We start from the raw sequence: 21168 nt of genomic DNA, 5'->3' as shown, positions 1-21168 counted from the left end.
ACCCTACCCTGAAGGTATGCATGTACAAACGCTGGGTGGGCTGGATGCAGGCGTCAAACCCATCAAACCCAAAAACCTGCTGCTGCTGTGTTACCTGGCCCTGGAAGGCAAGCAGGACCGCAAACACCTGCAGATGCTGTTCTGGCCCGAGGCTGCAGATCCAGCCACCAGCCTGAGGGTGGCCCTCAGTTATTTGCAAAGCCTGGAGAAAGATTTGTTCAGGTCGGTGCAGAATCAGGTGGAGTCCCGGATTGAAACCGATGCCCAGCAACTCCTTTTGGCCGTTCAGCAACAGAACCACACAGAGGTGATACAGCTTTACAGCGGAGCTTTCTTAAAAGGGCTGGATTTGCGCAACACCAGCACTGAGCTGGAAGACTGGATTTTTGAGACCCGCGAGAAACTGGCCTCTCTGGTGCAGTGGTCCATTTTGCAGGAGGCCCAGAAAATCCGCCATGCCCTGCCAGACCAGTTCAAAGTGCTGGCAGAACAGTTTTTTCAGGTGGAGGGTGCGCCTCCGCCCACCCTGGAAATGCTGCGTTTTCTGCATGCGCTGGGTCTGGAAGGGTATCTGGAGCACCGGGTGTTGAAAGAAGCTGCAGAACTGGGGGTGGACCTCACCACCTTGCAGGTGCCCCAGAAAACCAATTTGCAGACCGCCATCCGTCCGGTGCAGGTGTTTGTGGGACGGGATCAGGAGCTGGCCTTGCTGCGTGAACGCCTGCAGCAGACCCCTCCGGGCATTGTGACCGTGACCGGACTGGGTGGGGTGGGCAAAAGCACCCTGGTGCGGGCCTATTGTGCTGCAGAGCATCCCGAAGACACCCTGTGGCTCAAGGCAGACGGCCTGAAAGACGCCAGCGGTTTGCTGCACCAGCTGGGCCTCAATGTGCAGCAGGCAGATCCCTGGATGGGTTTGATGGACACCCTGAGGCACCACAGGGGTGTTGTGGTGATCGATGGTGCAGACCAGCTTTCTGGACTGGAAAACCTGCAGAACTGGCTGCGTTTTTCGGCCCTCAGAATCATTGTGACCTGCAGGCAACCCCTGCAACTTCCTGAAGAAAGCCTGCTGAAACTGGAACCTTTCAGCATTCAGGAATACCGGGGAATGGGTCTGACGGAAGTGCTGAACCATCCTGCAGTGCAGTGTTTTGAAAAACACGCCAGAAGGCACCACGCCGCTTTCAAAATCCAGTCTGAAGATGCCCAGGAGGTGGTGCAGCTCTGTGCGGCCCTGAGTGGTTTGCCTCTGGCCCTGGAAATGGCATCCAGCTGGGTGCAAATGCTCTCTTTAAAAGAAATCCGTGAAGAGGTGCAGCAGGTGGTGGACCCTGAGGGGGATCCCCAGAGCCTGAAACCCATCTTTGAGGCCAGCTGGCATTTGCTGTCAGAACAGGAAAAACAGGCCCTGACCAGCCTGAACTGTTTTCTGGGCAGTTTCACCAGAGAGGCCGCTGTGATCGTCAGTGGGGTGCAACTCAGAACTTTGCAGCAACTGGTGCGCAAATCCATGCTGCAGATGGAACCCGGACAGCGGTTTCGGGTGCCTCAGGTGCTTCGGGGATTTGTGCCAGAGCCTTCCACCGAAGTTCAGAAGAAACATCAGGCCTATTACTTGCACCTGCTGAACACCCTGGATGCCAGTTCATCTCAAGGGCTCCTCGACCATGCGAGCACCATTCCAGACCTGATGGAAGTGGTGCGTTTCAACATGTTCAACGGCTCCGCAAAGTCTTTCAGCCTCTTGAAGATTTTTGACCGTTCCACACTGTACTATCAGGGATTGCAATTTTACAATGATGTGCTGAAGGACATCAAAATTCAAGACAAACCAGATGCTTATCTTGAGTACGCATGGATGTGCTTCAGATCGGGCGAGTCCAGGGAAGCCCTTCGGGTGTGTGATGGTCTGGATGAAATATGTGATGACATCAGGATCAACATGATCAGCAGAAACATCAGGGGATCTGTTTATATGGGAATGATGATTTATGAAAAATCATATTTGCTGTTTAAGGACGCCATGCAAATGGCAATGCGGCTGAAAGAAGAGGATAGGATTTTTCTGTATGGAATTAATGCCATCATAGCCTCCAGGGAATCGCTGATGGAGGATAAAGAGGTTCTCGATATATTGTCTGGTCTAGAGTACTCTAAAAATGGGTATCATGATCTTTATCTCAAGTATGCGATAGCATACTCTGATGTAATCAGAGAAAACAATATGAAAGAGATTTATGTGATAGACAGCATCATCGAAAAATCCCGGGAGAATCAATTTGGTGATCTTGAATTGTACTCCATCTACTGCAAAATGTTCACTTTGTTTCTGGATGGAAAAGCCGTATTGAATAATCTTGAGGCAGACATTGAAAGAGGCATCAGTCTTGCTCTGTTTCAGGGAAACTCAACCATGCTCAATGGGATTCTTCTGTTCAAGCTGGCAAAGTCCTCACCTGTTCACGTTCAGGATGTGAACGAAGTTTTGAACAAGATATACAAAACAGAGGACAACTACAATGCCATCCTCTGTGCGATCTTCTTGCTGGGGCATGCTGGTTTTGATGAAGAGCAGAAGAAAACGCTGATCACACGGCTTTTGGAGTGGCGCTGTGTCAGCCCTCTCTCCAGAAGGCTTCTGGAGCTGAACCTCTCCAGATCGTTGTGTGACCTTGCAGAACAGGATCAGGTGCAAGAAGTTTATGTGCTGGTCAACAAAGTGCTGGACTGGTTGATCTTCAAGGACCGCCTAGCAGTCCAGGAGGTGGATTTCCAACATCATCATCGTCCAGAGGAACCAGAGGCTCCACATCTGCCGGAACCACATCCCAGATCCCCGGAACAATCCCTTTGACCTCTCCGGCCCGGTCCTCGGTGAAAATGTACAGCCACCAGCCGTTGTATTCCACCTGCTTGTACCCATATTTGCCATCGTTGCGCTCAAATTCAGAGATGGTTCCTGGCACCGTGGCTCCCCCATAAGCTGGAGCAGGCAGGGGGACATACTGGAAAATCAGGGGTTGCAGACGGTCTGGCCACTCATCTCCCCAGGTGACATTGGCCTCAGTGATTTCCCCAAGGCTGTTTTTCTGCAAATAGAGCGGCAGAAAACGGTAAAGGGTGTAGCCTTCGGAGGTGACCAGATACCCACTGCCCGAAGTGGTCAGCCGAATGCCCGGTGTGGGGTCCAGATTTTCGCGTGAACGTTTGCCCATGACATCACCTGTGGTCCTGACGTTTGAGAATGTTTGATGGAGGTGCCTGTTGGAGCATGCTTGAAACGGCACCCAGAGATGAAAAGCGGACAATTACCACTTTCAGGGAAAGCCGCAGAGAAACCTACTGGGGATTTCCCTCATGGCAAAAAAGATCCAGACCAAATAAAATGCAAAATTCTCTTGCTGCCAACAATGGAAAACCGTCAAAATGCCCATCAAATGCAGGTGTTTGCTTTTGACGTTTCTTTCACACCCCAAATTGCACACTGTTTCTCAAGAGGTCAGGGTATGTCCGAGGCGAACCGCAGCATCTTCCAACACTTTCTGGACGAGGTGGTGGAACGCGGAAACCTGAGCGTCATTGAAGACGTGGTCAGTCCGCAGTTTCTCAACCACGACCCGAGGCTCCCCCACCTTCCTCCAGATTTGGAAGGAGAGAAACGCTTTTTTGCAGAGCTGCATGCCTCTTTTGAAAACCTGGAAGTGCAGGTGCAGGAATTCCGGGCTTTTCAGGATGTGGTGGTGTGCAGAAGCAGCTGGTCTGGAGTGCATGTCGGAGGTTTCGCTGGCCTCCCACACACCCGGCGCAGGGTTTCTCTTGAGGTGGTGGATGTCCTCAGGTTCCGGGAAGGCTTTTTGACGGAACGCTGGGGTTTATTGGACTACTGGCATCTCTTAAACCAGTTGAAGGGTGAACACACATGAAAAAACTTTTGATCCTGGCCGCAACCCTGGGCAGCATGGCCCTCGCCTCCGACATGATGGGACGCATGACCGTGATGACCATTCCCCTGATGGGCATGGGCATGCAGATGGGCAGTGCCGTGGTGGTGGCCTGGCCCAGTGGTGAGCACGAAGTCTTTGTGCACCTTGAGGGCCTGACTCCCGGCTCTGGCATGTACGCCAACCACATCCACTTCAATGCCACCAATGACGCCATGTGTTCCATGCAGAACGGCGACAAGATCATTGGCCTCAACAACCTGATGGCCGATGACAGGGGCATGGCCACCTCTTACACCAAACTGCCCGCCACCGTGAAATTCACCATGACCCCCATGTACCTGAACATCCACTCCAACAACCCGGATGCTGTGGGTCCCAGCATCATCTGCGGCGATTTCTAACCCCACCTCGCTTAAACCCCACCCCTCCCCTGCGTGTCAGGGGAGGATTCTGGAGGAGGAGAACATGAAAAAACACCTGTTGTGTGCAGCATTGATGCTGGGCATCGGGATCTCTGGTGTGGGTCTGGCCCAGGACGACTCTGGCAGCATGCCTGGCTTGGACATGGGCCAGGGACCGATGTTCACGGAAGAGCAGCAAGCCGCCATGGCTGAGACTGCAAAGCGCTGGGGGCTGCCCGAAGGCACCGTCAAAGTCTCTGACTGCGTGCCCACCATGGGCGAACACTGGGCCAGACTGCAGGATTTGCCGCTGGGTCCCATTTATGGCATCAAAGATGACAGACTGGTTTTTGTGGAACTGATGCCCTCCCAGGAGATGTTTGCGAAAGGCATGTCCTGGGTGGACGCCTTGAAGACCCCCAAATGGTTTTTAAAAATCGACCATGTGGACATCGAATTCCAGCCGCAGGGCCATGAAGGTTATCCCATTCCGCACTATGACATCCATGCTTACTTTGTGCCGCACGCAGAACACCTCGGGTACTGCCTGCCTCCCATGCCCTGAAGGAGCAATTCATGACCCAGACCAGCAAGACCCAGAGCACCAACACCTACCATTTTGTGACCCACTGGAGGGTCAAAAGCAGCTGTCAGGAAATCAGCGAAGTTCTGGCAGATGCTGAGGGGCTGGCCCGCTGGTGGCCCAGCGTGTATTTGCAAGTGAAGGTGTTGAAAGAAGGGGCCCAGAATGGGGTGGGCAAAGAAGTGGAGCTCTACACCAAAGGGTGGTTGCCCTACACCCTGCGCTGGTCTTTTGTGGTCACCGAGGTCAATGTGCCGTATGGTTTTGCCCTGAAAGCCCAGGGGGATTTTGTGGGAAGAGGGATCTGGACCTTCAAGCAGGATGGGGACTGCGTGAACATCACCTACGACTGGTCCATCGTGGCCGAGAAACCTTTGCTGAAGTACCTCTCATTCCTGATGAAACCCATTTTTCGCTGGAACCATGGGTGGGCCATGCAGAAAGGTTTTGAGAGCCTGGAACTGGAGTTGAGGCGCAGGAAGGCCCGCACCCCCGAGGAGGCCAGAGGCATTCCCGCGCCACCCCGTTCCACTTTTGTGCGCTGACTCTACGGGCTGAAGCTACTGGGGGTAGGTCTCCTGGGCAGGGTTCCGGTAGGTTCCCTGTTCCAGCCAGTGGGTCATGCGCCGGGTGGTCTTGTTCAGGAACTCTGGAATGTACTTGCGCACCTCCGGGTTGAGGTTGACCAGCACATCGTTGGCCAGCAGCAACCCACGTCCTGCCATCAGGACCTCAATGTCGCTGTCCTGAAATGTCCAGGGCAGCACCTCGGCGTAACCCTGCTGAAAGGCTTCCTGGTAAGCGTCCCGTTCTTTGAAGCCATTCAGGTAGTAGATGGCATTGGCCACATCCTGCACCGGATGGCCCAGGGCGCAATCGTCAAAATCGAAGACCTGCAGATCGCCACGCCAGACTTTCAGGTTGTGGCTGTGCAGGTCGGTGTGGATGGGGAAAGGCTGGTTTTCTTGCTGGTAAATGCGGTCCAGGGTGCCCTGGGCGAGGTCTGCAGCGTTCTGAAACAGGTCTTGCTGCTCAGCAGAGAGGTGGGCGGCTCCCACTTCTCCGAAGAGCACAATCTGATCGCCCAGGTAGATGCTGGTGGTGGTGGGCAAAGCGCAGCCTGCAGGCAAAGTCCAGCCAGAGGCATGCTGGTGGAGTTTTGCGGTCACCTGGCCCAGCTGGTGCACCAGGGAGACCCCATTTCTGGAGAGTCTGTCTCCCAGCAAAGGACCGGGAATCCACTCAAAAAGTGCAGAGGGCAAAGGGTCTGCAAATCCGGGAACCTCAAGCATCTGCAGGATGGGGCCTGCTGAAGTGCGAATGGGCTTCACCACGGGAATGTCGGTGTCTGCAGCCAGGGCCTCCAGCCAGGCCATTTCAGCCTGCACGTTTTCGGTGGTGCGACGGCTGTTGACGTTGATGCGCAGGGCGTATTTGTGGCCTGCCGTGTCGTCCACCCGGAAGGTGGTGTTGAAGCCGTGGTTGAGTGTTGAGAGCTTTTTGACTTCAAAGGGGTAAGCCCCCAGCGCTTCAAAGGCCACCTTTCTGAGCCGGTGAATCTGGGCCTTGCCGCTGAGCTGCGAGAATTCGGTCATGGGATCCTTTCGGGGGTTGCAGTGGTTTCAGTTGCTGAATACTGCATAACGTGCTATAATTTTTTCATCAGTCGCCAATCACGGCGATTTTTTCATTTTGGATCTTTGTTCAGCCTTTCAATTGCAACACCAGAGACCGGTACCAGCCCTGCTTCATGCCGGGCAACTGTACCATTTCTCGGGCAAGCTGCAGTTTTTCTTCCCGGCTGCGGCCCACCTCGTACAATTTTCGGGAAAAATGCAGGGCCTGCAGGTGCCAGAATTCCCTGGGAGGAAGCTGCATCTGCTCCTCGGCCCAGAAGGCAGGGGGGTTCCAGCGGGCCACCTTGTGCTGCTGGTCTCCCAGGTAAAACCAGAAACGGTAAGGCACCGAGATGTTTTTCACCTCCGGGATGGGGGCATCCTGCCACTTCACTTTTTGCTGCCAGCGCCAGGTGTTGGGGCTGGTTTTCAGGCTTTCCACAATGCCCACAAAACGGATGTTCTGGCTGAGCAGGCGGGCAGGAATGCCATCTCTGGCCGCCCAGTGCAGCAGCAGGCGGTACAGGCTCAGAAAAGTGGAACCGCCACACACCAGATCCACAAAAGCCACCCCATGGGGACGGGCCAGAATTTGCGCTGGCATCAGGTTCAGCGCCTGAAATTGCTGTTCGATGGCCTTCAGGGCTGCAGGGGTTTCCTTCTGAATGCTGTCCACCGTCCAGCCTCCGATGGAGAGGTTCAGCATCTGCAGGCGGTCCTTCCATGAGGTGTTGTGCAGGGCACCCTGCAGGTGATCGTAGAGGCTTTCTGGAGAGCGTCCCACAAACACCAGATCCGCATTGTCACTGGAAGACAGCACTTTTGCAGCGCACAACCTCAGGTCGGACAGAAATTCTGGATAAGCGGGCTCGCCTTGCTGGGGCAAATTGCCCAGCTGCTCGGTTTTCTGCAGGTTCCAGCGGAAAGGTTGTTGTGCAGGCAGGGTGCTCATGGGATGCTCTCAGGGTAAGAAAAGCACAGCAAGCACACATGCCTGAACTGGCCTATCCAGACCCCTGAGCCAAACCACTTAGCCCGGTCACTTGCCCTGTTCTGTCATGCAGGCCTGACAATCCCATGACCCTTTCCTGAAACAATGCAGACACAGGAAAAGGCGTCCAGCAAGCCAGAGATTCGAGTTTTCTTCGGGTTTTTCAGGAGGATGTCATGGACACAATGCTGTTTCTGTTGATTTTTGGTGCAGTGGCTCTGGTTGTGGGTCTGGTGGTCTGGCTGTCTCCTCAGCGTCTGCGTCAGCAACTGGGAGGAAGTGCAGATGGAGGGTTTTCTGCAGATTTCAGTGCCTGGGGCGATTCGAGCAGCGATTGTTCCAGCAGCGATGGGGGCGGTTGCGACGGCGGTGGGGGTGGCGAATGAAACCTTGCCCTGGTTTGAGTTGCTGCATATTGCATAACCTGCTATAATGTTTTACATCAGTCGCCGTTAAGGCGAATTTTTTGTTTTGGACACAGAGGCGATTTATGAATCTTGAAAATTACAGACTGGCAGATTTTTTCAGCATCATGCCCTGGTGGCAATGGGTCCTGTGGCTTGTGGGAGCGGTGGTGGTCTGCTGGGCCGCTGGAGCTTTTTGGATGAAGCTTCACGGTTTCATGGAAGACCAGAACCGCAGGTGATTTGAGCCTGCAAAAGAACATCCCCCTCTCTGAAACCTCAAGAAAGGGGGATGTTTTGAATGGATGCTGTGGTTTGAAGTTCACTCAAAGGTGTTGCACTGGTTGGCATCACCGGTTTTGGCACCCACACTGAACCAGTGGTCCCGCTGGGCACTGCTTCCGTGGGTGAAGGTTTCAGGGTTGGCGTATCCACGGGACTGCTCTTGGAGGCGGTCATCTCCAACAGACTGGGCAGCGGTGCGACCCTGGTTCAGTTCACTGGAGGTGACGATGGGATCTTTCATGGTGGCAAGGTAATTGCCCCATACACCTGCAAAGCAATCGGCTTGCAATTCCAGTTTCACAGAAGCAGAATTGGCCCCCTGACGGTCACCGCTGGCTTGCACCTGATCCATGATGCCCAGCTCATCCTGCACGTGGTGACCCACCTCGTGGGCAATCACGTAAGCTGCTGCAAAGTCTCCTTTGGCTCCAAAACGGGTGGCCAGATCATTGAAGAAAGAGGGATCAATGTAAATCTTCTGGTCGTTGGGGCAATAAAAAGGCCCGGAAGCAGAGGTGGCATTGCCGCAGCCTGTGGAGGTGCCTCCAGAGAACAAAGCCAGGGTGGGTTCATGGTAGGTGCGCCCGGATTTCTGGAACACCTTGCCCCAGTATTCGTTGGTGCCACTGATGATGGCCTGGCCGAATTGAAAGGCCTCATCGTTCTGGGGTTTGGATTGCTGCTGGTTTGAATTTCCATTGATCTGGTTGAGGACATCTCCTGGATTGCCACCGAACAGCAGGCTGATGATCAGCAAGATCAAACCTGCTCCACCCCCGATGGCCAGTCCACCACCGGGAATGCCCCGGCGGTCCTCAACATTTCCGCTTTTTCCTAATCTTTTCCAGTCCATGGGGTCAATATAAAAAGATCCTGTTTGCGGTCTGGTAACAAACATTGAAATGTTGTTTTTGCCTAAACTTTCGTTCAAGGATTGCTCTAGAAAAAAAGGGTTTGCTTGAGGGCTGTGAGCTGCAACTGAACCCTTCCTGCAAAAACAAAAAAGAGGCCCTGAGGCCTCTTGAACTTGATATGTTGCTCAGGTGTGGGCTGCTCAGTCGTCTGCAGCCACCAGGTTGCTGCGCACTTCGCGGGCCTGAATCATCCTTACGGCACCCATGAAGATGAACATGCTGACCACGCTGAACCCGAACAGCCAGATGAAGGCACTGGGAGCGTAGGTTTTGGCGGTGGTGGCGAACAAGAGGGGCAGGAAGAATCCGCCCAGACCGCCCAGCAGACCCACCAGACCGCCCACCACGCCCATGTCTGCGCCGTACCAGTTGGCGATCAGTTTGTAGGTGGAGGCTTTGCCCACACCCATGCCCACACCCAGCAGCAGGGTGGCGGCCAGGAAAGCGGGAAGGGGCATGGATGCGGTGTTCATGCTGAGGATCAGGGTGGCGACCACGCAGACCACGAAGGAGTAAAGGGTCACGATGCGGGGACCGAATCTGTCGCTCAGGTAACCGCCCAGAGGACGCAGCAGGCTGGCAGGGAAGATGAACAGGGCAGTCAGCAGACCGGCCACTTTCAGGTCCATGTGGTACACGGTTTTGTAGTACTTGGGGAGCCAGCTGGACAGGGCCACGTAAGCACCGAAGAAGATCACGTAGTACAGACCGAAACGCCAGACCTGGATGTGCTTGAGGGGAGAGAGCCACTGGGAGATGGTTTTTGGGGTGGTGTTCTTGCGGTCTTCGGGAGCGTAGAAGTGGATGAAAGCAGCCACCACCAGCAGGATCACGGCGTACAGCAGGGGCACGAAGCGCCACCCGCCGGGGATCAGTGCGCCCGTGGCGGGAATCAGGGTGATCAGGGTGGGGGCAAGCAGTTTGGTGATGCTGGCTCCCACGTTCCCTGCACCGAAGGTCCCGAGGGCCAGACCCTGGCGCTCTCTGGGCACCCAGAAGGAAATCCAGCTGTTGCCAATGGCGAAGGACACCCCGGCCAGACCCACGAAGAAAGCCAGGGTCAGGATGGCGTTGTAGCTGCCAGCGAAGGGCAGGATGAACAGCGGGATGCTGGTCAGCAAAGTCAGGATGGTGAAGACATTCTTGCCGCCAAATTTGTCGGCAAGAATGCCCACAGGCAGACGCAGCAGGGAGCCGGTCAACACAGGCACAGCGGTCAGAAGTGCGAACTGGGCGTCTGAAAGGTTCAGCTCTTTCTGCAGGGGAATTCCAATGATGGCGAACATCACCCACACAGCGAACAGGATGGTGAATCCTGACGTGGAGGCGATCACAACTTTGTTGGCGGCGTTGTCTTGCATCTTTGACTCCTTAAGGGCACTGGGAATTTGGGACAGGGGGTGTTTTTCTTGCTGAGGGCCCAGAGCCGAGGGCCGAGGGCAAACCTGTGATGCTGTAGCGATTGCTTTGAACTGCTGATCAAGAATGTTGCTTTACTGTTCTTGATTTTTGAAAGGGCTTGTTTCACATTGCTCTCGGCCCTCGGCTCTGGGCTCTCGGCTCTCGGCCTTCAGGCGGGATGGGCCAGCACCACACTCAAGAGCGAGAGCAGGTGGCTTTTGATCTTCAGGTAGGTGGGGTTGTCGATCAGTTCGGCTTTGTGGCGGGGGCGGGGGAGGGGGACTTCGATGATTTCGTGGATGTGGGCTCTGGGTCCGTTGCTCATCACCACGATGCGGTCCGCGAGGTAGATGGCCTCGTCGATGTCGTGGGTGACCATCACCACGTTTTTTTGCGTGCCATCGGTGTTTTCCAGGGACCACATTTTCAGCAGTTCCTCGTGCAGGTTGCTCTTGGTGATGGCGTCCAGCGCCCCGAAAGGCTCGTCGAGCAGCAGCACCGAGGGGTGAATGGCAAATGCTCTGGCAATGGCAACGCGCTGTTTCATGCCACCAGAGAGTTCGCTGGGCTTTTTGTCTTTGTGGGGCATGAGGCCCACCACCGACAGGAATTCCTCCACGCGGGCTTTGCGCTCTGCAGCCCCGAGTTCAGGCTGGGCAGCCTTGACGGCCTCCAGCACGTTCTGAAACACGCTGAGCCAGGGCAACAGGGAGTAGTTCTGGAACACCATGGCGCGGTCTGGTCCGGGGCCTTCGATGGAGCGGCCTTTCAGGCGGATGTGGCCTTCCGAGGGCTTTTCCAGGCCCGAGATCATGTTCAGCAGGGTGCTCTTGCCGCAACCGGAGTGTCCGATCAGGGCGATGAACTCACCGGGCCAGATCTTCAGGTCCACGTTCTCCACGGCCACGTAACTGCCGAAAGCCTTGTGCACACCTTCAATGTCCAGGGTGGGGGTGCCGGTCTGCTTACTCATATTTCACCATCCGCTCCAGAAGTCCGAAGAGTTTGTCAAAAAGAAGTCCTGTAAAGCCAATCACGAAGATGGCGGCGATCACGTTGGGCAGGCTCAGGGCGTTCCAGGCATCCCACACGAAGAACCCGATGCCGGATTTGCCGGAGAGCATTTCGGCGGCCACAATCACCATCCAGGCAATCCCGAAGGAGATGCGCAGACCGGTGAGGATGTGGGGGAGGGCGAAGGGAATCAGCACCTTGGCGATGTACTGTCCGGGGGTGAACTTGAAGACCCGTGCCACGTTCTTGAAGTCTTTGGGGAGGGTATTGACCCCGAAGGCGGTGTTGATCACGGTGGGCCACAGGGCAGTGATGAAGATGATGAACACGGTGGCAGGTTCAGCGCTCTGGAACACGGTCAGGCCAATGGGGAACCAGGCCAGAGGGCTCACGGGGCGCAGCAGTTGCACGATGGGATCGATCAGTTTCTTGGCAAACGGAATGCTGCCCATCAGGACGCCCAGTGGAATGGCCACCAGGGCTCCGAGCAGGAAGCCTCCGGCAACGCGGCTCAGGGAGCTTAAGAGCAGGTTTAAAATGCCCCGGTCATTGGGACCGCGCTCGTAGTAAGGGTCGGAGAACAGGGTTCTCAGGGCGTTGAAGACGTCCAGAGGGGTGGGCAGGTCTTTGATGTTCTGTCCGACGATCCACCAGAACATGAGCAGGAGGGACATGCCTGCAACGAAGAATCCAAACTGTCCCAGGGCGTTTTTGAAGCCTTTCAGCAGGGGTTTGCTGGTTTTGATGGGGGTGGCTTTGTATTGAACGTTCTGCATCTCACACCTCCTTAAATGCTGTGGTCTTTGAGGTAGGCTTCGGGTTTGCTGGGATCGAATTTGGCCTTGTCCAGGGTCATGGTCCAGGGCTTCATGTCGTCATCGGGAAGCTTGAGGCCTGCATCTTTGGCGACCTGTTTGTAGAGGTCGGTCAGGATCAGTTTTTCTGCGATCTTGTCCACATCGGGGAGCTTTTTCAGGTACCCGAAGCGCACGTACTGGGCCATGAAGAACACACCGTGGCCGTGGCGGGGCATGTTGGTGGCCCCTTTGCGGGAGAAAAGCATCATGTCGTCTAAAAATTGCTTGGTCCCGATGCCCTCACCCATGTCATAGCGGCCTTCGAGTCGGGCCTGAATCACTTCTGCAGAGGCATTGACGTATTTCGATGCACCAATAACAGCGGCAGCCTTGCGGCGGTTGGCCAGGTTGTCCAGCCAGGCGGAAGCGTCCAGGATGGCGCGCATGATGGCCATGACTTCATCTTTGCGCTCGGAGAACTGCTTGTTTAAAACCAGCGCTTTTTCGGGGTGGTGCTTCCAGATCTGCTGGGTGGTGATGTGGGTGAAACCGATGCCCTGCTGTGCAGCCACACCGCCCCAGGGTTCACCAACGCAGAAACCGTCCATGTTGCCGACTTTCATGTTGGCAACCATTTGCGGTGGGGGAATGGTGATGATCCCAACTTTGCTCTGGTCGATTTCTGTGGCGGCCAGCCAGTAACGCAGCCAGATGTCGTGGGTGCCTCCGGGGAAAGTCATGGCGAAGGTGGGGGCCTTGCCACTCTTGATCAGGCCGTCCACCCGGTCTTTGACTTTCTTGAGGTCGGTGCCCACCCCTTTGAATCCGCTCTCCAGGGTGATGGCCTGCCCGTTGTTGTTGAGCATCATGGCGATGGGCAGCTCTTTACCTGCAGGTCCACCGATGCCGTTGTACACGCTGAAGGGCATCCCGAAGAGGCAGTGCGCTCCCTGAATGTCTCCGGTCAGCAGGGCGTCGCGGGTGGCGGCCCAGGAGGCCATCTTCACAATGTCGACATCCACGCCGTATTTCTCGAAGTATCCGAGTTCCTTGGCCATGACCAGACTGGCGCAGTCCGTGAGGGCAATGAAACCAAGCTGGATTTTCTTGCTCTGGGCTTTCACAAAGTTCACAGCAGGAACTGCACTGGCGGCCGTGACGGTGGCCGCTTTGATGAATTGACGACGGTTGATTCTGGTCATGGTGTCTCCTTGGTCAGGGGAAGTCGTCAGAGGGGCGTCACTTGGGCGAGGGGGGCAGAAGGGCGGGAAGGATCAGGTCTGGGAAGAACCTGTGTGGGCGGGTCAATGCAGTTCCCCGCAGGGATGCAGTCACTATGCGGAACCTCTCAGGGGTTTGTCAATAGCAAATCTGCAAGGTGTTCAAAATTTTTTGCACAACTTGCACGGATACAGGACAGAACTAGACGTTTTTCCTGAAAAATCTGCATACTGTTCAGTTTGTTGTTGACAACTGGTGTATTTTTCGCCGAAAATGATTCACAAGCAGGACGGAAGCCCCCCGGACGTACCGCAAAAGCGGAACAAGCTGCAAAGGAGTGAAGCCCATGTCAACACAAAACACCCACCGCCTTCTGGTCATCGGCAACGGAATGGTCGGACACAAATTTTTGGAAGCACTGCAAAACAAGACACACAACATGGAGGTGACGGTCCTGTGCGAGGAACCCCGCCTCGCCTATGACCGCGTCCACCTCACCAGCTACTTTGATCAACCCAGACCAGACCTCGCCATGGGGCGCATTGAGGACTACCAGGCCTGGGGCATCCGTGTGGTGATGGAAAAAGCCACCCACATCGACCGTGAACAAAAGACCGTGCACACCGCCACCCGTGCACTGAAATACGACACCCTGGTCCTCGCAACCGGCTCTTACCCATTTGTTCCACCCATCCAGGGCAAGGATGCCGAGGGCTGCTTCGTTTACCGCACCATTGAAGACCTGGACGCCATTCACGCTTACGCCCAGACCTCTAAAGAAGGTGTGGTCATTGGTGGGGGTCTGCTGGGTCTGGAAGCTGCAGGCGCACTGAAAGCCCTGGGCATCAAAACCCACGTGGTGGAATTTGCCCCCCGCCTGATGCCCGTTCAGGTGGATGAGCAGGGCGGCAAGCTTCTGAAGAAGAAAATCGAGAACATGGGCATCGCCGTGCACACCAGCACCGCCACCCAGAGCATCGATCTGGACGGCAACAAGGTGAAGGGTCTGACCTTCGCAGACGGCAAGAGCATTGAAGCCCAGATGGTGATTTTCAGCGCCGGGATCCGCCCCAGAGATGAACTGGCCCGCGCCAGTGGCCTGGAGGTTGGAGAACGCGGCGGCATCACCATCAATGAAGCGTGCCAGACCAGCGATCCCAGCGTGTACGCCATCGGTGAGTGCGCACTATATAAAGGCAGAATTTACGGCCTTGTGGCCCCCGGCTACACCATGGCCCGTGTGGTTGCAGACCAGTTGACCGGAGGAAGCAGCGAGTTCACCGGTGCAGACATGAGCACCAAGCTGAAACTGCTGGGTGTGGATGTGGGCTCCTTTGGGGATGCTTTTGCTCAGACCTCCGGTTCTGAAGAGATGTTCTTCACCGACCCCCTCAAGGGCACCTACAAGAAACTGGTGCTCTCTGCAGACGGCAAAAAAGTGCTGGGCGGCGTGCTGGTCGGGGACTGCTCCGATTACAGTAACCTGCACAGCCTGTTCTCCAACGCCATGGACATTCCAGGTGGTCCCGAGCACCTGCTGGTTCCCGCTCCTGCTGGAGGCGGCACCCAGGTCAAGGCCACCCTGCCCATGACCGCCACGGTCTGCTCCTGCGAAAACGTCTCCAAGGGCAGCATCTGCGAAGCCGTGGTGGGCGGAGCCCAGGACATCCCCAGCATCAAGAAGTGCACCAGAGCGGGCACCGGATGTGGCGGATGCGTCCCCATGGTCACCGACATCCTCAAAGAACAACTGCTGCTGCTGGGTCAGGAAGTCAACAACAACATCTGCGAGCACTTCGATTACTCCAGGCAGGAACTGTTTGATGTGATCCGCATCAAGGAGTACCGCACCTTCGGGGAAGTGCTGGAGAAGCACGGACACGGCATGGGCTGCGAAATCTGCAAACCCGCCGTCGCCAGCATCCTGGCCTCGCTGTACAACGAGTACATCCTCAAGCAGGAGCATGCTCCGCTGCAGGACACCAACGACCGTTTTCTGGCCAACATGCAGAAAGACGGCACCTACAGCGTGGTTCCCCGTGTGGCCGGTGGCGAAATCACCCCCGAGAAACTGATTGTGCTTGGCGAAGTGGCCAGGAAGTACAACCTGTACTGCAAAATCACCGGTGGACAGCGCATCGATTTGCTCGGTGCCCGCCAGGAACACCTGCCCGAAATCTGGGCCGATCTGATTGCTGCTGGCTTCGAGTCCGGTCACGCTTACGGCAAGTCCCTCAGAACCGTGAAAACCTGCGTCGGGGAAACCTGGTGCCGTTACGGGGTGCAGGACTCCACCACCCTGGGCATCAAACTTGAGGAGCGTTACAAGGGCCTGCGTTCCCCCCACAAACTCAAAGGCGGCGTCTCTGGATGCACCCGCGAATGTGCAGAAGCGCAGGGCAAGGACTTCGGGATCATCGCCACCGAAAAAGGCTGGAACCTGTACGTGGCCGGAAACGGCGGCATGAAACCCAAGCACGCCCTCCTGCTGGCCGCAGACCTTGACGAAGCCACCCTGGTCAAGTACCTGGACCGCTTCCTGATGTTCTACATCCGCACCGCAGACCGACTGCAGCGCACCAGCGTCTGGCTGGAAAAACTTGAAGGTGGCATGGACTACCTCAAGAAAGTGGTTGTGGAAGACGCTCTGGGCATCGGTGCAGAACTTGAAGCCGCCATGGAGAAACATGTGGGCACCTACCACTGCGAGTGGAAGGAAACCCTGGGCAACCCCGAGAAGATGAAACACTTCAGCCACTTCATCAACACCGATGAAAGCGACGACAACGTGGTGATGATCGAAGAACGCGGCCAGATCCGTCCCGCTTTCGACTTTGAGAAAGCCGACCTCCTCCCCATGATTTCCGGAGATTAAGGAGCAGACCATGACACAGACACTGACACGCGAAGCCACCTGGGTCCAGATTTGCACCCTCAACGACATCGTGCTGCACGCTGGTGTGGCTGCAAAAGTGAACGGCAAACAGATCGCCATCTTCCGGGTGGAAGAGAACCTGCTCTACGCCATCAGCAACTTTGATCCCTTCACCAGGGCCAACGTGCTGTCCAGGGGCATCATCGGAACCAGAGGGGACGTGTACAAAGTCGCTTCCCCCCTCTTGAAGCACAGCTTCAACCTCCAGACCGGTGAGTACCTCGATGACCCCAGCGTCACCATCCCCACCTATGAAGTGCGTGTGGAAGACGGAAAAGTATGGGTCAGGGCCTGAACCTCACCTGTTAAACCTGCGGGACGCTTCGGCGTCCCATCTGGCTTTTCTTTCCCCGCTGCCTTCTGACCCCTCTTCCCGGGTGCCTGAATTCCCCCTTGACCTTCAGTTCACCCCGGCCTCTTTCAAACGTTGTCCTGCTGCCGAACGCGCATCACCTTCAGCAGCAGGCATGACCAAAGGACAGGCATGACCCAGACACCACACACCGTCAAAACCGTCTGCCCCTACTGTGGGGTGGGGTGTGGCATGATTTTGCAGGTTGAAGATGGGGCCGTCACCAGAGTGGTGGGGGACACCTCCCACCCTGCCAACGGTGGCCGCCTCTGCACCAAGGGCCTGACTTCCTTTCAGGTGCTTTCCCACCCTGGACGCCTCAAAGAAGCCCTGGTGCGCGACACCCGTGAAGGCACCCGCCTGCCGGTTCCCATGCAGGACGCCATCCAGCAGACAGCAGACCGCCTGCGGCACATCATTGACACCCACGGACCAGACGCTTTTGCCTTCTACCTCTCCGGCCAGATTTCCACCGAAGCCCAGTACCTGGCCAGCAAGCTTGCCAAGGGGTTCATTCGCACCAACAATGTGGAAACCAATTCCCGGCTGTGCATGTCCAGTGCTGCAGCCGGATACAAGCTGTCGCTGGGTTCGGACGCACCTCCGGGCTCCTACGAGGACATTGAAAACAGTGACCTTTTCGTGGTGATCGGCTCCAACATGGCAGACTGTCACCCGATTTTGTTTTTGCGCGTGCTGGATCAGGTGAAGGCCCGTGGGGCCAAACTGGTGGTCATTGATCCCAGAAAGACCGCCACTGCAGAAAAAGCCGACTTTTACCTGGCGATCAAACCCGGCACCGATCTGGCTTTCCTGAACGGCCTGCTGCACCTGCTGATCGAAAACCACCACACCGATTCTGCCTTCATCCGGGAGTACACCGAGGGCTATGCAGAACTCAAGACCTTCGTGCAGGACTACACCCCTGAAAAAGTCAGTGAAATCACAGGGATTCCCGAGCAGGCCCTGCGCCAGACCGCAAAACTGATCGGAGAGGCCCGCGAATTCATCACCTTCTGGACCATGGGCTTAAACCAGAGCACCCACGGCACCTGGCACACCAATGCCATCGTGAACCTGCACCTCGCCACCGGAAAAATCTGCCGCACCGGAAGCGGTCCTTTCTCCCTGACCGGACAGCCCAACGCCATGGGAGGCCGGGAAGTGGGTTACATGGCCCACGCCCTTCCCGGACAGCGGGTGATTGCCAGTGCAGATGATCGGGCCTTCATCGAGAACGTCTGGAAGGTTCCAGCGGGCACCATCCAGCCCAGACCCGGTCTGGACGCGGTTCCCATGTTTGAAGCCATGCGGGACGGCAAAATCAAGGCACTGTGGGTGATTGGCAGCAACCCGGTGGTGACCATGCCCAACCGCCAGAACACCCTGCTGGGCCTGAAGAAAGCTGAACTCATCATCGTGCAGGACACCTTCCTGGAAACCGAAACCGGGAGTTACGCAGACATTCTGCTGCCTGGTGCCCTCTGGGCCGAGGCAGAAGGCACCATGATCAACAGCGAACGCAACGTTACCCTGATGAAACAGGTGGTGGACGCGCCAGGAGAGGCCCTTCCCGACTGGCAGATCATCACCGAAATTGCCCGGGCCATGGGGTACGCAGAGCACTTCAATTACAGCAGTGCCGCCGAGGTCTTTGAGGAAATCAAGCAGACCTGGAACCCCAGAACCGGCTATGACCTGCGGGGCGTCAGCTACGAGCGCCTGCAGGAAAACCCCATCCAGTGGCCCTGTGCCCCTGAAGGGGACCGCCGCAACCCCATCCGTTACCTCAACGACGGGGTCAGCCAGACCTTGCTGACCCTGCCAGACGGCAGCCAGCCTGAACTGGTCTTTGCCACCGACTCCGGGAAGGCCAGGTTTCTGGCCCGTCCCTACCTGCCTCCCCATGAACTGCCCGATGCGGATTTCCGTTTCGTGCTGAACACCGGAAGGCTGCCCCACCAGTGGCACACCCTCACCAAGACGGGCAAGATTGCCACCCTCAACAAACTCAACCCCGAAACCTTCATCGAGGTGCACCCCGAGGACGCGGCCCAGCTGAACGTTAAAAACGGCGACACGCTGGAAGTGCGCTCCAGACGGGGCAAAGCAAGACTCCCTGTGAAGGTCAGCAAGAAAGTGCAACCCGGTCAGGTCTTCGCACCCATCCACTGGAACGACCTGTATGGCGAGGACCTCTGCATCAACGCCCTGACCAGCGATGCCAGAGACCCCATCTCCCTGCAGCCCGAACTGAAATTCTGCGCGGTCTCCCTCACCAAAGTGGCCGAGAAGGTGCCTGAGGTGAAAGCCCCTGTGGTGGCGGCGGTTTCTGCCCGCGTTGCTGCACCCACACCTGCACCCGTTCCCGTGCTGGCAGGCGCAGCAGAAAGGATTCCCATGTCAACATCTGATTCACCCGTGGACGCCCTGCGGACCATGCTGGGGATCCGGGAGACCGTGGCCGTCAGCTTTGAATCCCACGAGGAGAGCTACCTCTCCGGTTTCCTGGTTGGACTGGGCCGCTCTTACTCTCCCCAGGTGCCCTCCGTGCCGATTCTGCCCGCCAATGCCCCCCTCACCCCCACCAAGCGTGACTGGGTCAACGGTCTGCTGGCTGGAATGTTCTCCAGAGGGGTGCCCGGTGTGGTGCTGGCAGGCGGTGCAGTCTCCGCAACCGCACAGGCAGAGCCATCCTACTCACAGGCCCAGAGCATCCTGATTCTGTACGGATCCCAGACCGGAAACGCCGAGGGCATTGCCCAGACCGTGTCGGACAGCCTGGAAAGCCAGGCCATTTCCACCCGTGTGCTCAGCATGGGAGACCTCACGGTAGAAGCCCTGCAACGGGAACACACCGTGCTGCTGATCTCCAGCACTTACGGAGACGGCGATCCACCAGACAACGCCAGACCCTTCTGGGAAGAACTCAGCGAATTTGAAGGCACCCTCAGCCACCTGAAATACGCGGTGCTGGCCCTGGGGGACAGCAACTACGATGGTTTCTGCCAGTTCGGCAAGAACCTGGATGCCCGCATGCAGGCGCTGGGCTGCACCCCCATCTACCACCGCACCGACTGCGATGCGGATTATGCTGGCACCGCCACCACCTGGACCCGCCAGATGACCCGCATCCTCTCCGGTCAGAAGGCCCCTGAACCTGCGCCCGGCAAAGCCCAGACCAGCAAATACTCCAAGGCCAATCCCTTCCCGGCCCGTCTGGTGATCAACCGCAGGCTGACCGGAGCAGGTTCCCAGAAAGACGTGCGCCACTTCGAGTTTGATTTGAATGGCTCTGGCCTGACCTACGAAGCCGGGGACGCGCTGGGTGTGATGCCCACCAACGACCCCGAACTGGTGCAAGAAATCCTGCTCAGGCAGGAACTTAGCGGCAAGGAAACCGTCACGGTCAAAGAAGACCAGCAGCAACTTTTCCAGGCGCTGTTCCGGCACCACGACATCTGCAAACCCAGCATGGACTTCCTGCAGGTGCTTGCAGAGAAAACCACCGATGGCAAGCTCAGGGGCCTGCTGGACCCCGAGCGCAAAGCAGACCTGAAAGACTTCCTGTGGGGCAAACAGATTGCCGATTTGCTGGCCCTGTTTCCCAGCAAATTCACCGCCAGCGAACTCACCTCCCTGCTGCGCCCGTTGCAGCCCCGCCTGTACAGCATTTCCTCCAGCCCCAGAATGGACCCCAACCGGGTGTCCCTCACGGTGTCGGTGGTGCGTTATGCCGGGAGCGGCAAAACCCGCAAAGGGGTGGCTTCCGGGTTCCTGGCAGACCGTGCCCAGGTCAGCTCTGTGCCCCTCTTCATCCAGAAGAACGCCACCTTCAAACTGCCCAAAGACCAGGCTGCACCTGTGATCATGATTGGCCCTGGCACCGGGGTTGCGCCTTTCCGCGCGTTCTTGCATGACCGCCAGGCCAGTGGAGCCACCGGGAAAAACTGGCTGTTCTTTGGCGAGCAGAAGCAGAACACCGACTTCCTGTACCACGAAGAACTGCTGACCCTGCAACAGCGCGGCATCCTGCACAAACTGGACACCGCATTCTCGCGGGACCAGAAAGACAAGATCTACGTACAGCACCGCATGCTGCAGCAATCCAAAGAGCTTTTCCGCTGGATGCAGGACGGCGCACACATCTACATCTGTGGAGATGCCAGCCGCATGGCAAAAGATGTGGACACCACCCTGCAGCAGATCCTGATTCAGGAAGGCGGCCTGTCGGAAGACAACGCCAGAGACTACCTCAAGACCCTCGGGCAGCAGAAGCGGTACCTCAGAGATGTGTATTAAGGAGA

17 protein-coding genes are annotated in these 21168 nt (G+C 56.8%); 9 read left to right on the top strand and 8 right to left on the bottom strand.

Going from position 1 to position 21168, the window contains the following annotated elements; translation table 11 throughout:
* The first annotated feature begins 16 nt into the window (after positions 1 to 16).
* Positions 17 to 2857: an ATP-binding protein gene (locus IEY52_RS12275; RefSeq protein ID WP_189002985.1), complete on the top strand. Its 2841-nt coding sequence runs from the start codon at positions 17 to 19 to the stop codon at positions 2855 to 2857.
* Here IEY52_RS12275 and IEY52_RS12270 read toward each other — a convergent pair.
* Entirely contained in the window at positions 2742 to 3218 is a 477-nt protein-coding gene (locus tag IEY52_RS12270) for a COG4315 family predicted lipoprotein (protein WP_189002984.1), read from the bottom strand. The two genes, IEY52_RS12275 and IEY52_RS12270, sit on opposite strands and share 116 nt — an antisense overlap.
* Positions 3219 to 3509: 291 nt before the next feature.
* Here IEY52_RS12270 and IEY52_RS12265 point away from each other — a divergent pair, with 291 nt between their 5' ends.
* The 4 genes from IEY52_RS12265 (at position 3510) to IEY52_RS12250 (ending at position 5476) form a co-directional block, all read left to right on the top strand.
* Entirely contained in the window at positions 3510 to 3926 is a 417-nt protein-coding gene (locus IEY52_RS12265) for an ester cyclase (RefSeq protein ID WP_189002983.1), read from the top strand.
* Positions 3923 to 4348, top strand: coding sequence for a hypothetical protein (locus IEY52_RS12260; RefSeq protein ID WP_189002982.1), 426 nt, complete (start codon positions 3923 to 3925; stop codon positions 4346 to 4348). The genes IEY52_RS12265 and IEY52_RS12260 overlap by 4 nt, the downstream gene beginning before the upstream one ends.
* A gap of 64 nt (positions 4349 to 4412) precedes the next feature.
* Positions 4413 to 4913: a hypothetical protein gene (locus IEY52_RS12255; RefSeq protein WP_229684765.1), complete on the top strand. Its 501-nt coding sequence runs from the start codon at positions 4413 to 4415 to the stop codon at positions 4911 to 4913.
* 11 nt (positions 4914 to 4924) lie between these two features.
* Positions 4925 to 5476: an SRPBCC family protein gene (locus tag IEY52_RS12250; protein WP_189002981.1), complete on the top strand. Its 552-nt coding sequence runs from the start codon at positions 4925 to 4927 to the stop codon at positions 5474 to 5476.
* A gap of 15 nt (positions 5477 to 5491) precedes the next feature.
* Here the strand turns inward: IEY52_RS12250 and IEY52_RS12245 are convergent, their stop codons facing one another.
* Positions 5492 to 6526, bottom strand: a complete 1035-nt coding sequence (locus IEY52_RS12245; RefSeq protein ID WP_189002980.1) for a phosphotransferase enzyme family protein — start codon at positions 6524 to 6526, stop codon at positions 5492 to 5494.
* 109 nt (positions 6527 to 6635) lie between these two features.
* On the bottom strand, positions 6636 to 7499 hold the full coding sequence (locus IEY52_RS12240) for a hypothetical protein (protein WP_189002979.1): 864 nt from the start codon (positions 7497 to 7499) through the stop codon (positions 6636 to 6638).
* Between the two features lie 215 nt (positions 7500 to 7714).
* Here IEY52_RS12240 and IEY52_RS12235 point away from each other — a divergent pair, with 215 nt between their 5' ends.
* Positions 7715 to 7924: a hypothetical protein gene (locus IEY52_RS12235; protein ID WP_189002978.1), complete on the top strand. Its 210-nt coding sequence runs from the start codon at positions 7715 to 7717 to the stop codon at positions 7922 to 7924.
* A 340-nt stretch (positions 7925 to 8264) separates the two neighbouring features.
* Here IEY52_RS12235 and ypfJ read toward each other — a convergent pair whose 3' ends face one another.
* The 5 genes from ypfJ to IEY52_RS12210 form a co-directional block, all read right to left on the bottom strand.
* Positions 8265 to 9080 (bottom strand): KPN_02809 family neutral zinc metallopeptidase, encoded by an 816-nt coding sequence (gene ypfJ / locus IEY52_RS12230; RefSeq protein WP_189002977.1) that lies wholly within the window; start codon positions 9078 to 9080, stop codon positions 8265 to 8267.
* A 201-nt stretch (positions 9081 to 9281) separates the two neighbouring features.
* Positions 9282 to 10502: an MFS transporter gene (locus tag IEY52_RS12225; protein WP_189002976.1), complete on the bottom strand. Its 1221-nt coding sequence runs from the start codon at positions 10500 to 10502 to the stop codon at positions 9282 to 9284.
* A 209-nt stretch (positions 10503 to 10711) separates the two neighbouring features.
* Complete coding sequence (locus IEY52_RS12220) at positions 10712 to 11515, bottom strand: ABC transporter ATP-binding protein (RefSeq protein WP_189002975.1); 804 nt, start codon at positions 11513 to 11515, stop codon at positions 10712 to 10714.
* Positions 11508 to 12332 (bottom strand): nitrate ABC transporter permease, encoded by an 825-nt coding sequence (gene ntrB, locus IEY52_RS12215; protein ID WP_189002974.1) that lies wholly within the window; start codon positions 12330 to 12332, stop codon positions 11508 to 11510. The genes IEY52_RS12220 and ntrB overlap by 8 nt, the downstream gene beginning before the upstream one ends.
* Before the next feature lie 11 nt (positions 12333 to 12343).
* Positions 12344 to 13555 carry a CmpA/NrtA family ABC transporter substrate-binding protein gene (locus IEY52_RS12210; RefSeq protein WP_189002973.1) on the bottom strand — a complete coding sequence of 404 codons (1212 nt, stop codon included), beginning with the start codon at positions 13553 to 13555 and terminating at the stop codon, positions 12344 to 12346.
* 365 nt (positions 13556 to 13920) lie between these two features.
* On the opposite strand from IEY52_RS12210, the gene nirB reads away from it, so the two are divergent.
* The 3 genes from nirB (at position 13921) to IEY52_RS12195 (ending at position 21163) form a co-directional block, all read left to right on the top strand.
* On the top strand, positions 13921 to 16449 hold the full coding sequence (gene nirB, locus IEY52_RS12205; RefSeq protein WP_189002972.1) for a nitrite reductase large subunit NirB: 2529 nt from the start codon (positions 13921 to 13923) through the stop codon (positions 16447 to 16449).
* Positions 16450 to 16459: 10 nt separating this feature from the next.
* A complete protein-coding gene (gene nirD / locus IEY52_RS12200) occupies positions 16460 to 16804 on the top strand; it encodes a nitrite reductase small subunit NirD (protein ID WP_189002971.1) in 345 nt (114 codons plus the stop codon).
* A gap of 189 nt (positions 16805 to 16993) precedes the next feature.
* Entirely contained in the window at positions 16994 to 21163 is a 4170-nt protein-coding gene (locus IEY52_RS12195) for a bifunctional nitrate reductase/sulfite reductase flavoprotein subunit alpha (protein ID WP_189002970.1), read from the top strand.
* Positions 21164 to 21168: the final 5 nt, after the last annotated feature.

The sequence above is a fragment of the Deinococcus roseus genome (genome assembly GCF_014646895.1).
Taxonomy (GTDB): Bacteria; Deinococcota; Deinococci; order Deinococcales; family Deinococcaceae; genus Deinococcus_C; species Deinococcus_C roseus.
The sequence above is the reverse complement of the archived record's forward strand: the minus strand, read 5'-3'. Positions and strand labels throughout refer to the sequence as shown.